Source organism: Bradyrhizobium sp. HKCCYLS3077, from assembly GCF_051167555.1.
Taxonomy (GTDB): Bacteria; Pseudomonadota; Alphaproteobacteria; order Rhizobiales; family Xanthobacteraceae; genus Bradyrhizobium.
Map to the genome: position 1 here is coordinate 1,057,487 of NZ_JBNPTH010000002.1, position 14,160 is coordinate 1,071,646.

Genomic DNA, 14,160 nt, shown 5'->3' on the forward strand with positions numbered 1-14,160 from the left:
GATCACGGATGGCGCGAGCGCGTCAGCACCACGCCGACATCCTCGAAGATCGCGGCGATCGGCGCGTGCGGCTTGTGCACGGTGACCTTGACCGCGCGAATGCGGGCGAAGGTCGCGAGGATCGCGTCGGCCACCGCGCCCGCGGCGCGTTCGAGCAGCCGGTAGTTGACGTCCTTGAACGCGGCCGTCGCCGTCTCGACCACATCGGAGTAGGACACCGTGTCCGCGAGCCGGTCGCTGCGCGAGGAATCTGAGAGGTCCGTATAGAGCTCGAGATCGATGACGAAGCGCTGGCCGACCTCGCTCTCATGCTCCATCACGCCGTGACGGGCGTGAATGAGGACGCCTTTGATGAAAATGGTATCGGTCATCTCTGTGCCTCGATTGCCGCTGCCACGCGCACGGCCTGAACCGTCTCGGCGACGTCATGCGCCCGGATGATCGCAGCCGCGCGCTGGGCCGCGATCAGATGCGCCGCGATCGATCCGCCCAGCCGTTCCTGCGGCTCCGAGGCCACGACGGTGCTGATGAAGCGCTTGCGTGACGCGCCGACCAAGATCGGCAGTCCGAAACGCTTGAATTCGTCGAGGCGTGCCAGCGCCGTCATGCTCTGCGGCGCGGTCTTGCCGAAGCCGATGCCGGGATCGAGCACGATATTCCCTGCGGGAATGCCGGCCTTCGCGGCGATGTCCAGCGAACGCGCGAAGAAGCGGACCATGTCGTCGACGATGTCGATCTCAGGATCGACTTCGGCGCGATTGTGCATCACCACCACCGGAGCCCCGTGGGCCGCGACGATCTCGGCCATGGCGGGATCGCGCTGCAGGCCCCAGACGTCGTTGGCAATCTGAGCGCCCTGCTCGAGCGCGTAGGCGGCGACGCTGGCCTTCATGCTGTCGATCGACACGGGGACCCCCAGTGCCACGATTGCAGGCAGGATCGGTTTCAGGCGCGCCAGTTCCGCGTCGGCCGTGACCGGCTCCGCGCCCTTGTAGGGCCGGCTCGACTCGGCGCCTATGTCGATGATGTCGGCGCCCGCCGCGATCATCCGTGTGGCTTGCGCCAGCGCGCGTTCCGGCACATCGAAATGGCCGCCGTCGGAGAAGGAATCCGGTGTCACGTTGAGGATGCCCATGACCGCGGCAAAAGGACGGGCCAGCCACGTCCGCAGCAGCGGGTGGCTCGACGCGAGGTCCGGGGCGGAAGAGGGCAGAACGGCGCTCATGGGCGCCGCTTTGCGCGGTTGCCACGGGCGAGTCAAGACGTTGCACCGCCGAAGCCGCACGAAGCGGCGAGCCTGTCCGTCAATAGCTGATCTTCGGCTCCAACTGCCGCGCTTTTTCGATCAGCCGGCCGACCGATTTCTCCGACGGCAGGATGCGAACCAGCTTCCGCTTGGTATTCACTTCCTTGATGTTCTGCGCCAGTCGGGCCGGGTTGCGGTGTGCCAGTTCACGCACCGTGGTGACGCCGGCTGCGCGGACCAGGCAGACCTTGGCCTTGCCCATGCCGGGGATGCGCATGTAGTCGGCGGCATTCGCCCAGTCGAGCAGTTGCTGCTCACTGATACCGGTCTTGGCGGCGAGAGATTTGCGTCCCTTCACGGTACGGGCGGCTTCGAGAAAGGCGTCGGTCGTCCGGATGCCCAATGTTTTCAGCTTGGAGGCATAGAACGTCGTCATGCCTTCGAGTTCGGTGATTGGATATGTCATGATACTCGGCGCGCGCGAAGGTGCTTCAGGTGATGTGGCCCCTGTGAGGGACCTCAAGGCGGCCGGCTCAGGCCGGGTGAGCCTGTCGGGATCGCGCCGTCTGATCCGCGTCGGTCCGGTTGCGGTCGAGGTCGAAGAGTTCATCGGGCAGGGAAGGCGGCGCCAGTCGCGGCTGTCGGTCGTTGCGGCGGAGGTCAGGCTCGATACCGATGAATTCAGCCACGACTCCATCGAAGCCGGCCATTCTGGCCAGCGGCTCAATCAACTCGTTCATGTGAACCCCGTCTTCATCCGATCCCCCAAGACCGGATGTCCTCTCGCTGAATTCATCTTGATCGGACGATCCGTGAATTACAAGCGACGACCCAGCCTCGCTCGCGAATCGATTCGCGATCGACGATGAACTGTTGCAACGATGCAAGACCGAATGTTGAATCGACCGGCCAAATGTGCGCGCCGCGCAGCACCATCGCTCAACAATGCGCGCTCGTTGCGAAGAGGTGAGGCACCCTGACGCTGGTTCCAACCTGCGAAACTAAAGTATGTTACCGCACGAGACGCCCCGCCGCCGTGCGATGCGAAACAAGCACTCTGGAAAGATGGATCAACATGGCACCATCCGGAAAATCTCTGGCTGATACCGACGAAAAAATTCTCGTGGGTGCCGGCGAGCAGCCGGCCTGGTTGACGCTCGCGCTCGCCAATCGCCACGGATTAGTCACCGGTGCGACCGGCACCGGCAAGACCGTGTCGCTGCAGGTCATGGCCGAAGGGTTTGCGCGCGCAGGCGTTCCGGTCTTTGCCTCCGACATCAAGGGAGACCTGTCCGGCATCTCCCAGACCGGGGAAGCCAAGGACTTCATCGTCAAGCGCGCGGGCGAGCTCGGCCTGACCTATCAGCCCGATCAGTTCTCGACGGTATTTTGGGATGTGTTCGGCGAGCAGGGGCATCCGGTGCGCGCCACCGTCACCGAGATGGGACCGCTGCTGCTCGCGCGGATGCTCGACCTCAACGATGTCCAGGAAGGCGTGCTCAACGTTGCGTTTCGTGTCGCGGATGAGAACGGGCTCGCGCTGATCGACATGAAGGATCTGCGCGCGCTGCTCGACGCGATCATTCCCGACACCAAGAAGGGCGCGGATGCGGAGGCCGATCCGCTGGCGCCGATCCGGAAGGCTGCGCAGTCGTTCGGCAATGTCACCCGCGCCACCGTCGGCACCATCCAGCGCCAGCTGCTCGTGCTGGAGAACCAGGGCGGCACCAAGTTCTTCGGCGAGCCGGCGCTGACCTTGACGGACTTCATGAAGACCGACCGCGACGGCCGCGGCATGATCAACATCCTCGTCGCCGACAAGCTGCTGCAGAACCCGCGGCTCTACGCGACCTTCCTGTTGTGGATGCTGTCCGAGCTGTTCGAGGAACTGCCGGAGGTCGGCGACGTCGCCAAGCCGAAGCTGGTGTTCTTCTTCGACGAGGCGCATCTGTTGTTCAATGACGCGCCGAAGGCGCTGATGGACAAGATCGAGCAGGTGGTGCGTCTCATTCGCTCCAAGGGCGTCGGCGTGTATTTCGTGACGCAGAACCCGCTCGACGTCCCCGATCGCGTGCTCGGACAGTTGGGCAACCGCGTGCAGCATGCGCTGCGCGCGTTCACGCCGCGCGACCAGAAGGCGGTGGCAGCCGCCGCCGATACGTTCCGTCCCAACCCGAAGCTCGACACCGCCAAGGTGATTACCGAGCTCGGCAAGGGCGAGGCGCTGGTCTCGTTCCTGGAAGGCAACGGCACGCCGTCGATGGTGGAACGCGTGCTGATCCGGCCGCCGTCGGCGCGGATCGGGCCGGTCACGGCGGAGGAGCGCAAGGCGGTCATCGCGGCAAGTCCGGTGAAGGGGAAATACGACACCGAGATCGATGCGGAGTCAGCCTACGAACTCCTGCAGCAGCGGATCGCCGGAAAGGCGGCGACCACGGAAGGCTCGTCCGGCGTGCTCGGCACGATCGGCAATCTCGCGGCGACGATCTTCGGCACCAACGTCAAGCGTGGCCAGCTCTCGACCACGCAGGTGATTGCCCGCAACGTCGCGCGCCAGGTGACCGACAAGGTCGTCGGCGGCATCGCCGCCGATCTCGGCAAGCAGGTCGGTGGTTCGCTGGGCAGCTCGATCGGCCGCAGTCTCGTGCGCGGCGCGCTCGGCGGGTTGCTGCGGCGCTGAGCCATGCTGTCATCGCCAGCGTGATGCTCGCGGCATCACGCTGGTCCGGACCGCGCAACGGGGCTAAAAGCAAGCCGACACGCGTCAATTGCGAAGGGATCTCTTGGCCATGGCCAATGCGCAGCTTCAATCCGTTCTCGATCACATCGATGCTGATTTCGACAACAGCCTGGACCGGCTGTTCCAGCTGATCCGCATCAAGTCGATCTCGGCCGATCCGGCCTTCGCTGAGGATTGCAAGGCGGCGGCCGATCATCTCGCCAAGGATCTCACGACGCTCGGCTTCGCCACCGAGGTGCGGCCGACCGCCGGCCATCCGGCTGTGGTCGGCAAGAGCAACGGCCACGGCGCGGCCAAGCCGCATGTGCTGTTCTATGGCCATTACGACGTGCAGCCGGTCGATCCGCTCGACCTGTGGCACCGGCCGCCGTTCGAGCCCGTGGTCACTGACCACGCCGACGGCCGCAAGATCATCGTCGCGCGCGGCGCCGAGGACGACAAGGGCCAGCTGATGACCTTCGTCGAGGCCTGCCGGGCCTGGAAGAAGGTGACGGGTTCGCTGCCGCTCGACGTCACCGTGGTGATCGAGGGCGAGGAGGAGGTCGGCTCGAAGAACTTCGTGCCGTTCCTCGAACAGAACAAGGACGAGTTCAAGGCCGACTTCGCGCTGGTCTGCGACACCGGCATGTGGGACCCGAACACGCCCGCGATCACGACCTCGCTGCGCGGTCTTCTTTATGAAGAGATCAAGATCAAGGCTGCCAATCGCGACCTGCATTCGGGCGTGTTCGGCGGCGGCGCGCGCAATCCGATCCGCGTGCTGACCGAGGTGCTCGGCGGACTGTTCGATGCCGACGGCCGCATCACCATCCCCGGCTTCTATGACGGCGTGAAGGACGTGCCGCCGGACGTGCTGGAGCAGTGGAAGAAGCTGAACCTGACGCCGGAGAGTTTCCTCAAGCCGATCGGGCTGTCGATCCCGGCCGGCGAAAAGGATCGCCTGCTGATCGAGCAAATCTCCTCACGCCCGACCTGCGACATCAACGGCATCTGGGGCGGCTATATCGGCGAGGGCTCCAAGACGGTGATCCCGTCGCTGGCGCATGCCAAGGTCTCGTTCCGCCTCGTCGAGGGCCAGGACCCGCTCAGGATTCGCAAGGCGTTCCGCGACTACGTCTCGGCGCGCATTCCCGGCGACTGCTCGGTCGAGTTCGGCGACCATTCGGCGGGGGCCGCGATCGCGCTCGACTGGACCATGAAGCCGCTCGCCGCCGCCAAGCAGGCGCTGACCGAGGAATGGGGCAAGGAGACCATCCTGATGGGCTCGGGCGCCTCGATCCCGATCGTCACCGACTTCAAGAAGACGCTCGGCCTGGACTCGCTGCTGGTCGGTTTCGGTCTCGACGACGACAACATCCATTCGCCGAACGAGAAGTACGACCTCAAGAGCTACCACAAGGGCATCCGCTCCTGGGCCCGCATCCTCGCCGCGCTCGCGGAGATGCCGCGATAGCCGTCATGGAACTCCAGCGGCCCGCGTCTCCGACATGCGGCCGCTGCGACAACGGGGCTCCTCCTTTCCCGCCCGATCAGGGTACCATACAACCCTGGTCGGCAGGAAAGGCGCCATGGCCGAAAGCGAGATTTTTGGCAAGCGATTGAAGGCGGGTCTGCGGCTCGAACAGGCGCCGACGCTCGTCACTCGGGCGTTCGCCGACAGCGCGCTGGAGTCCGCAGAATGCCGGTCGGACAACCCGCAGAAGGGCCTGTCAGATCCGCTTCCGTCTGACGATGCCTACATGGTCAGCGTCAAGTTTCGCGACTATCCCGAATGCGAATGCTGGGAGAACGGGCGCGCGGTAGCCAAGAAGGACATCTTCGCCGGCGGCACCTATCTCTACGACATGAAGCGGGCGCCCTGTTACGTCATCGACAAGCCGTTTCATTCGATCTTCTATCGTCTGTCACGCGAGGTCATCGACGTCACGGCCCGCGAGATGTTCATGGCATCCGTCGGCGAACTGTCCTACGAGCCGGCGGTGGGCGTCGACGACCCGACCATGCGCCATCTCAGCCATGCGATGAGCGAGGCGTTGGGACGGCCTGATGAGGCCAACCGGCTGTTTGTCGATCATTTGTCGATGACGATCGCTGCCCATGTGGTGCGAACATATGGTGGCTGCGGCGAACCGGCGCCGCTGTTGCCGGGCGGGTTGGCCGCCTGGCAGGTGCGCCGTGCCTGCGATCTGATCGAGGCCAGGCTCTCCGGCAACATCCTGCTTCAGGACATCGCTTCGGAGTTCGACCTGTCGCCGAGCTACTTCGCGCGGGCCTTCAAGAAGTCGGTCGGTGTCGCTCCGCATCAATGGTTGTTGCAGCGTCGGGTCGCGCGGTCCCGCGATCTGCTTTTGCAGGGCGAGCTCACTCTGGGAATGATCGCACTCGAGGTGGGCTTCGCCGACCAGAGCCACTTCACCCGGACGTTCACGAAGCTGGTCGGCCTCAGTCCGGACCGCTGGCGGCGGTCGAACGGACGTGCGGCGATCAGACGCGCCTCCGTGCAGGACGCTCACTGACCGTTACGCCGGTTTTCGACAATCCGAGCCGGTCCGAAGCAAGAGCCGAAGCTCCGCCCAGGCAAAAATACCGTCGCCGCGCCCATTGTCGGGCGCCCCGCTGATCAGTGCAGGAGAGCGACGATGGCCTATGTGACGACCAACGACGGCGTCGACATTTTTTTCAAGGATTGTGGACCGAAGACGGCGCAGCCGATCGTGTTCCATCACGGCTGGCCGCTGTCCTCCGACGATTGGGACAATCAGATGCTGTTCTTCCTCGCGAACGGCTATCGCGTGATCGGGATCGACCGCCGCGGTCATGGGCGCTCGGCGCAGGTCAGCGACGGACACGACATGGACCATTATGCGGCCGACGCGGCTGCCGTGGTCGAGCACCTGGATTTGCGCGACGCCGTCCATATCGGTCATTCGACCGGCGGCGGCGAGGCGACGCGCTATGTCGCGCGTCATGGCCAGCCGCAGGGGCGTGTATCCAAGCTCGTGCTGATCGGGGCGGTGCCGCCGATCATGGTCAAGACCCCTGGCAATCCCGGGGGATTGCCGATCGAGGTGTTCGACGGATTGCGCAAGGCGCTCGCCGACAACCGGACGCAGTTCTACACCGAGTTTCCCTCCGGCCCGTTCTACAGCTTCAACCGGCCGGGCGCGACGCGGTCGGACAGCGTCATCCATAACTGGTGGCGCCAGGGCATGATGGGCGGCGCCAAGGCTCACCACGACGGGATCAAGGCGTTCTCCGAAACCGACTTCAGCGACGATCTGTCGACCATCGACGTGCCCACCTTGGTGATGCACGGCGACGACGATCAGATCGTGCCGATCGATGCGTCCGCGCGGCTGTCGGTCAAGCTTCTGAAGCGCGGCAGGCTCAAGATCTACGAGACGTTTCCCCACGGCATGTGCACCACCCATCACGAGGTGATCAATCCGGACCTGCTTGCCTTCGTGCGGGCATGACACTCGAACTCATAGGAGGCGAAGCCATGAAGATCGTCGTTATCGGTGGCACGGGGCTGATCGGATCGAAGCTGGTGGCGCGGCTTGCCGCGCGAGGTCATGACGCGGTGCCGGCGTCACCGAAGTCCGGCGTGAACAGCGTCACGGGCGAGGGTCTCGGCCGCGCGCTGGAAGGCGCGGACGTGGTCGTCGACGTCTCGAATGCGCCGGATTTCAGCCCGGCTGCCGTGCTCGACTTCTTCGAGCGTTCGAGCCGCAACTTGGTCACCGCGGGCAAGGCCGCCGGCGTCAAGCACCATGTCGCGCTGTCGATCGTCGGCACCGACAGAATGACCGACCTCGCTTATTTCCAAGCCAAGGTCGCGCAGGAGCAGGTGATCAAGACCTCGGGCCTGCCGTATACGATCGTGCGGGCGACGCAGTTCTTCGAGTTCGTCCGCGGCATCGCCGATGCGGGCGCGGTCGACGGGAAGGTCGTCGTGCCCGCGGCAATGTTCCAGCCGATCGCGGCCGATGATGTCGCGGCCGCGCTTGCCGACGTGGTGTTGCGGGCGCCGCTGAATGCCACGATCGACATTGCCGGTCCCGACAAGCAGCCCTTTGCCAGCTTCGTCTCGCGACGCCTGCGGGCTGCGGGCGATGGACGGGAGGTGGTGGCCGATCCCAAGGCCGGCTACTTCGGCGCTCTGATCGATGACCAGTCACTGACGCCGCTCGGGCAGGCCCGGCTGGGCGCGATCGATTTCGACAGCTGGCTCGCCTCGGCCGCCTAGGCCGAAATCAGGCCGCCGTCACGACCGGCCTCGTCGTGAGCTGGTCGCCCGTGACCTTGCGCAGCGCTGCGAGATTGGCCTCTGCCGAGGCCAATCTCCAGCACGATTTGCCGCTCGCCTTGGCTTCATACAGCGCGGCGTCAGCCGCAAACAGCAGCGACTCCGGATCGGTGCCGTGGTCGGGCGCCGCGGCGATGCCGATGCTCATGCCGACATGAACCTGGGCGCCGTTCGGAAGGATGAAGGGCGTGGTCATCACCTCGATGATGCGATCGCCGAGCGCCAGTGCTTGATCGAGCGCGGGATCGGTGGAGAGCACGACGAACTCATCGCCGCCGATCCGGGCGATGACGTCGGACGGCGCGACGATCTCCCTGAGCGTCCGGCCGACGATCATCAGGAGCTCGTCGCCGGCGGCGTGGCCGAAGGTGTCGTTGACGGGCTTGAAGCCGTCGAGATCGAGATAGAGGACGGCGAATCCCGGGCCGTCATGGTGCTTGCTGGCGAGCCGGCGCTGCAGCGCGTCGATCAGGCCGGCGCGATTGTTCAATCCGGTCAGCGGATCGAGCCGGGCGCGCTCGTCGCTCTCGCTCTTGGCATGCATGACCGCGACCAGCATCTTGTTCAGGCGAAACGCCGCGCCGGTCATGGCGAGGAAATAGACCGGCATCTGCAGATACATCGCGAACAGCAGCGGCTCGTGCGAGGTGGCGACGCCGGGGATGACCGGGCCGATGCTGCACAGGATCATCGTGCCGACCAGGCGCGGCGCGCTGAAATTGCGGAAGCAGATGCCGCCGACCATGGCCGCCGAGGAGATGCAGGTGAGCGACGCGGCGATCCAGTCGCCGGACGCGAGGCTGATGCCGACACCGAAGCCGACGCTGGCGCTCCAGGCGACCGCGAGCAGGATGTGGATGTCGGTCGGGGTCGAGAGCTGCCGGCGCGCGCGGCGGTAGGCTATGATCATCACGATCAGGCGTGACAGGCAGATCGCGACTTCGAGCAAGAACCAGGTGATGAAAAGGGAGGTCGGCGTGCGCAGCGCGAGCGCCGCGGCGACGGCCACCGTGTTGATGGCGCCGCCGGCAAACACCGACCAGCAGCCGTAGAGCTCGCCGGTCAAGGCGAGGCGGATGTCCGCGGACACCTCATGTCCCGGATCCGCCAGCCACCGCGTCACGCGCCAGCGTGGCAAACTGAACGCCAGCCCATCAGTCCGCATTGCACACCCTCCACCCGGGCGCACTAAGCGCGGCAGCACTTAACAGCCGTTTAGGGAGGTATCCGCGTCTCGTTCCATGCTTGATGTGCGGTAAAAATTTACTACACGTCGTGTTCGTCTCCGCCGGGGACTGAAGGTTGAAAATGGCCCCTCAGCCCGACGTCCGCACCCGCGCGCGCTCCTCTGCGACGGGAGCAACTTCGACCGTCGCATTGCCGAGTGCGCGGTCGCGCTCGAACACGAGACGGACGCGCTGGCCGACCGGCGTGAGCCCGATGAGATTGCGAACCTGCGTGGCGCTGCGCACCGGCATGTCGTTGGCTTTCACGATGACGTCGCCCTTGCGCAGGCCGGCGCGCTCGGCCGGGGAGCCTGCCGCCACATCGGCAACGCGCGCGCCGATCACCCGGCCGTCGGCGGGCGAGTCTAGGTCGAGTAGGGTGACGCCGATGCGGCCGCGATCGACCCGGCCATTGGCGACCAGCTGCTCCATCACCCGCCGCGCCATGTTGATCGGCACGGCGAAGCCGATGCCGACATTGCCGCCGCCCGGCGAGATGATCGCGGTGTTGATGCCGACCAGTTCGCCGCGCAGGTTGATCAGCGCGCCGCCGGAATTGCCGGGATTGATCGCGGCATCGGTCTGGATGAAATCCTCATAGCCCTGCTTGCCGAGGCCGGTGCGGCCGAGCGCGCTGACGAGGCCGGAGGTGACGGTCTGTCCGAGGCCGAAGGGATTGCCGACCGCGATCACGAAGTCGCCGACCTCGAGCGCGTCGCTGTCGCCGAGCGCGATCGCCTTCAGCTCGTTCGGGTCCCTGATCTGCAGCAGCGCGATGTCGGTGGCGGGATCGCGGCCGACCAGGCGGGCGGAGAATTTGCGGCCGTCCTTGGTGCGGATCTGCGCGGTCGTGACGTGCTCGACGACATGATTGGCCGTCATCACATAGCCCCTTGCCGCATCGACGATGACGCCGGAGCCGGTGGCGCTGATCTGCTTCTCGACCTGTTTGGGCACGTCGAAGAAGTCGCGGAACAGCGGGTCCTGGTACAGCGGATTGTCCTGCCGGACCTTGCCTTCGACCGAGATGTTGACGACGGCGGGCGTCACCTCCTTGACCAGCGGCGCGAGCGTCGGCACTCGGCCGAGCTTAAGGTCGGGGATCTGGGCGAGGGCAGGGGCTGTCAGGAGGGAGAGCACGATCGCCGGCAGCAGGACCAAAGGCCGGACACAACGCAGAAGCTGCATCGTTTTTTCCTCGACGGAAGGGGACGGTTTTTGGCGCCCGTAGAACTGGTCAGGACGGCAGCCGCGGTCAAGCCGTCCTGGCAATCGTTCCCGCCGAGTGCCAAAAATTTTTCGTGACCCTCTTGAACGAAAATCTCGGCTTTCCTAGGTCGTTGCTCGCCCGGGGGCCTCATGGGACCCGGGGCTTATGACATCGCTGATCTTGTGAAGGAGGATGTGCATGCATTTCCGTCCATTGCACGACCGCGTGCTCGTGCGCCGCATCGATGCCGAGGAGAAGACCAAGGGCGGCATCATCATTCCCGACACCGCCAAGGAGAAGCCGCAGGAGGGCGAGATCGTCGCCGCGGGCCCTGGCGCGCGGAATGAGCAGGGGCAACTCGTGCCGCTCGACGTCAAGCCCGGCGACCGCGTGCTGTTCGGCAAATGGTCGGGCACCGAGGTGAAGATCGACGGCAAGGATCTCCTGATCATGAAGGAGAGCGACCTGCTCGGCATCATCGACGCCCCCGTCGCGGCGAAGAAGGCCGCTTAATCCTCAGAACTGACAGTCATTAGAGAAAGGAGACGATGAACATGGCTGCCAAGGACGTGAAGTTTTCCACCGACGCCCGCGACCGCATGCTGCGCGGCGTCGACATCCTCGCCAATGCCGTGAAGGTCACGCTCGGTCCCAAGGGCCGCAACGTCGTGATCGAGAAATCGTTCGGCGCGCCGCGCATCACCAAGGACGGCGTAACGGTCGCCAAGGAGATCGAGCTGGAGGACAAGTTCGAGAACATGGGCGCGCAGATGGTGCGCGAAGTGGCCTCGAAGACCGCCGATCTCGCCGGCGACGGCACCACCACCGCCACCGTGCTCGCCCAGGCCATCGTCAAGGAAGGCGCGAAGTCGGTCGCCGCCGGCATGAACCCGATGGATCTCAAGCGCGGCATCGATCTGGCGGTCGACGCGATCGTGAAAGATCTCAAGGCGCACGCCAAGAAGATCACCAGCAATGACGAGATCGCGCAGGTCGGCACCATCTCTGCCAATGGTGACAGCGAGATCGGCCGCTTCCTCGCCGAGGCCATGCAGAAGGTCGGCAATGAGGGCGTGATCACGGTGGAGGAGGCCAAGAGCCTCGACACCGAGCTCGAAGTGGTCGAGGGCATGCAGTTCGACCGCGGCTATGTCTCGCCGTATTTCGTCACCAACTCCGAGAAGATGCGGGTCGAGCTCGAGGATCCCTACATCCTGATCCACGAGAAGAAGCTGTCGGGCCTGCAGACCATGCTGCCGCTGCTCGAAGCCGTCGTACAGTCCGGCAAGCCGCTCTTGGTCGTCGCCGAGGACGTCGAGGGCGAGGCGCTGGCCACGCTCGTCGTCAACAAGCTGCGTGGCGGCCTGAAGATCGCGGCCGTCAAGGCGCCGGGCTTCGGCGATCGCCGCAAGGCGATGCTGGAGGACATCGCGATCCTCACCGGCGGCACCACGATCTCAGAGGATCTCGGCATCAAGCTGGAGAACGTGACCTTGTCGATGCTCGGCCGCGCCAAGAAGGTCGTGATCGACAAGGAGAACACCACGATCGTCGACGGCGCCGGCGCGCGGAAGGACATCGAGGCGCGGACGCAGCAGATCAGGCTGCAGATCGAGGAGACCACCTCCGACTACGACCGCGAGAAGCTGCAGGAGCGGCTGGCCAAGCTCGCCGGCGGCGTCGCGGTGATCCGGGTCGGCGGCGCCACCGAGGTCGAGGTCAAGGAGCGCAAGGACCGCGTCGACGACGCGCTGCACGCCACCCGCGCCGCGGTGGAGGAGGGCATCCTGCCCGGCGGCGGCGTAGCGCTCCTGCGCGCCACCAAGGTGCTCGACGGCGTCAGGACCGCCAACGCCGACCAGAAGGCCGGCGTCGACATCATCCGGCGCGCGATCCAGGTGCCGGTGCGGCAGATCGTGCAGAATGCCGGCGACGACGGCTCGCTGGTGGTCGGCAAGCTGCTGGAGAAGGATACCTATAGCTGGGGCTTCAACGCCGCGACCGGCGAGTACCAGGATCTGGTGCAGGCCGGCGTGATCGACCCGGCCAAGGTGGTTCGCACCGCGCTGCAGGATGCGGCCTCGGTCGCCTCGCTCCTGATCACCACGGAGGCGCTGGTGGCCGACAAGCCGAAGAAGGCCGAACCCGCCGCTGCCCCGGCGATGGACTACTGATCGTGACGCCGGGGCGGACGGCAGGCCGCCGGCCCGCCCCGGCAACAAATAAATCCGGACAAACAACTCATTGCCGCAGCGCTGGTCGTGGATCGGCCACAACGCGCAGCTATCAATCCCTGTCACGACCGCAATCCGTCCAGAACCGGCCACAATCGCTGCCGCGGCCGGGCGGGCCGACGGTCGACGGGAGGTGTGGTTGCGCGCTGCCGCGCCGCCCCGGTCTCATCAGCAGCGCAGGCAGCAAGAGCTCGCAGGGCCGATCATGCCAGCGTGGCAGTACGATCATCCGCCGCCCAACCCCACCGCGGTCATGAGCATGGGGGATCCCCGGCGTCTGACCCGCTTCCTGATCGAGAGCGAGCAGCGCGTGGTGGCGCATTGCCAGGCGGTGCTGTCGCGCGGCGACATCGATCAGCGCGAGCGCGACCGCCTCGTCAGCGTGCTCCGCGAGGCGACGATGCGGTTGCAGCGGTTGTCCGCCGTCGCCGCCTGACACGCTTTTGCGCCGCGAGAAATCGCGACAAAAAATCCGCACGAGCCCTCTTGAATCCCGCACTGAATTTTCTAATTCGTTTGTCGCCGCTCCGGCGGCGCCGGGTGCCGTCCGGGCCCGGTTGACGATCTGGGCGCTGACCGGGTGTCTGGACAACACAGTTCGTCCTGCATCGGCTCGGCGCTCCTTGTATCCATCTTGCTCCCAGGAGGACTTGGCTATGAGGACCTACGACTTCACCCCGCTGTGGCGTTCGACGATCGGCTTCGACCGCCTGTTCGACATGCTCGACGAGACGCAGCGCGCCGTCGAGGACAACTATCCCCCGTACAACATCGAGCGGCTCGGCGACGACCGCTATCAGATCTCGCTGGCGCTTGCCGGATTTGCGCCGGATGAGCTCAGCATCACTGCCGAGCACAACGTGCTGACCGTGGAGGGGCGCAAGGCCGACAAGGAGGGCCGCGAGTACCTCTACCAGGGCATTTCGTCGCGTCCGTTCAAGCGGCTGTTCAACCTCGCCGACTACGTGCAGGTGACGTCAGCGACCTTCGACAACGGCCTGCTGCGGATCGAGCTGGTGCGCGAAATCCCCGAGGCCATGAAGCCGCGCCGCATCGCCATCGGCACCGCACAGGTGGAGCAGATCGCGCAGCAGAAGGCGGCCTGACGCGTTTTGGCCTGCGACGCGGGGACGCCTTGTCGCCCGCGTCGCGATGCCATCAGTCTCTTGTGAAAGGAGTTGAGGAGGAGAGACGC

At 65.4% G+C, this 14,160-nt stretch carries 15 protein-coding genes; 10 read left to right on the forward strand and 5 right to left on the reverse strand.

The window, feature by feature from the left end:
- Positions 1-2: 2 nt before the first annotated feature.
- The 3 genes from folB to ACQR0Z_RS11035 all read right to left on the reverse strand — a co-directional run bounded on the left by folB (position 3) and on the right by ACQR0Z_RS11035 (position 1,712).
- Positions 3-371, reverse strand: coding sequence for a dihydroneopterin aldolase (folB, locus tag ACQR0Z_RS11025; protein WP_434861013.1), 369 nt, complete (start codon positions 369-371; stop codon positions 3-5).
- The gene (gene folP, locus ACQR0Z_RS11030; RefSeq protein WP_434918588.1) at positions 368-1,225 is read right to left on the reverse strand and encodes a dihydropteroate synthase; all 858 of its coding nucleotides are present in this window, start codon (positions 1,223-1,225) and stop codon (positions 368-370) included. Before folP ends, folB begins: the two co-directional genes overlap by 4 nt.
- 79 nt (positions 1,226-1,304) lie before the next feature.
- A complete protein-coding gene (locus ACQR0Z_RS11035; RefSeq protein WP_434878369.1) occupies positions 1,305-1,712 on the reverse strand; it encodes a DUF4332 domain-containing protein in 408 nt (135 codons plus the stop codon).
- On the opposite strand from ACQR0Z_RS11035, the gene ACQR0Z_RS11040 reads away from it, so the two are divergent.
- The 6 genes from ACQR0Z_RS11040 (at position 1,711) to ACQR0Z_RS11065 (ending at position 8,235) form a co-directional block, all read left to right on the forward strand.
- On the forward strand, positions 1,711-2,115 hold the full coding sequence (locus tag ACQR0Z_RS11040; protein WP_434918589.1) for a hypothetical protein: 405 nt from the start codon (positions 1,711-1,713) through the stop codon (positions 2,113-2,115). The two genes, ACQR0Z_RS11035 and ACQR0Z_RS11040, sit on opposite strands and share 2 nt — an antisense overlap.
- Positions 2,116-2,321: 206 nt before the next feature.
- Positions 2,322-3,926: a helicase HerA-like domain-containing protein gene (locus ACQR0Z_RS11045; protein ID WP_434918590.1), complete on the forward strand. Its 1,605-nt coding sequence runs from the start codon at positions 2,322-2,324 to the stop codon at positions 3,924-3,926.
- Positions 3,927-4,035: 109 nt separating this feature from the next.
- Entirely contained in the window at positions 4,036-5,439 is a 1,404-nt protein-coding gene (locus ACQR0Z_RS11050; protein ID WP_434918591.1) for a M20/M25/M40 family metallo-hydrolase, read from the forward strand.
- 115 nt (positions 5,440-5,554) lie between these two features.
- Positions 5,555-6,502: a helix-turn-helix transcriptional regulator gene (locus ACQR0Z_RS11055; RefSeq protein WP_434918592.1), complete on the forward strand. Its 948-nt coding sequence runs from the start codon at positions 5,555-5,557 to the stop codon at positions 6,500-6,502.
- A 123-nt stretch (positions 6,503-6,625) separates the two neighbouring features.
- Complete coding sequence (locus ACQR0Z_RS11060; RefSeq protein ID WP_434918593.1) at positions 6,626-7,462, forward strand: alpha/beta fold hydrolase; 837 nt, start codon at positions 6,626-6,628, stop codon at positions 7,460-7,462.
- A 26-nt stretch (positions 7,463-7,488) separates the two neighbouring features.
- Entirely contained in the window at positions 7,489-8,235 is a 747-nt protein-coding gene (locus ACQR0Z_RS11065; protein ID WP_434918594.1) for an SDR family oxidoreductase, read from the forward strand.
- 7 nt (positions 8,236-8,242) lie between these two features.
- On the opposite strand, the gene ACQR0Z_RS11070 is transcribed toward ACQR0Z_RS11065, so the two are convergent.
- Together ACQR0Z_RS11070 and ACQR0Z_RS11075 are read right to left on the reverse strand one after the other, a co-directional pair.
- On the reverse strand, positions 8,243-9,460 hold the full coding sequence (locus ACQR0Z_RS11070; protein ID WP_434918595.1) for a diguanylate cyclase domain-containing protein: 1,218 nt from the start codon (positions 9,458-9,460) through the stop codon (positions 8,243-8,245).
- Positions 9,461-9,611: 151 nt separating this feature from the next.
- Positions 9,612-10,709: a trypsin-like peptidase domain-containing protein gene (locus tag ACQR0Z_RS11075; protein WP_434918596.1), complete on the reverse strand. Its 1,098-nt coding sequence runs from the start codon at positions 10,707-10,709 to the stop codon at positions 9,612-9,614.
- Positions 10,710-10,929: 220 nt separating this feature from the next.
- Here ACQR0Z_RS11075 and groES point away from each other — a divergent pair, with 220 nt between their 5' ends.
- The 4 genes from groES (at position 10,930) to ACQR0Z_RS11095 (ending at position 14,071) form a co-directional block, all read left to right on the forward strand.
- The gene (groES, locus tag ACQR0Z_RS11080; RefSeq protein ID WP_012043173.1) at positions 10,930-11,244 is read left to right on the forward strand and encodes a co-chaperone GroES; all 315 of its coding nucleotides are present in this window, start codon (positions 10,930-10,932) and stop codon (positions 11,242-11,244) included.
- 41 nt (positions 11,245-11,285) lie between these two features.
- Positions 11,286-12,905: a chaperonin GroEL gene (gene groL, locus ACQR0Z_RS11085; RefSeq protein WP_434918597.1), complete on the forward strand. Its 1,620-nt coding sequence runs from the start codon at positions 11,286-11,288 to the stop codon at positions 12,903-12,905.
- Between the two features lie 265 nt (positions 12,906-13,170).
- Positions 13,171-13,401, forward strand: a complete 231-nt coding sequence (locus ACQR0Z_RS11090) for a hypothetical protein (RefSeq protein WP_434861025.1) — start codon at positions 13,171-13,173, stop codon at positions 13,399-13,401.
- Between the two features lie 220 nt (positions 13,402-13,621).
- Positions 13,622-14,071: an Hsp20 family protein gene (locus ACQR0Z_RS11095; protein WP_434918598.1), complete on the forward strand. Its 450-nt coding sequence runs from the start codon at positions 13,622-13,624 to the stop codon at positions 14,069-14,071.
- The last annotated feature ends 89 nt before the right edge of the window (positions 14,072-14,160 follow it).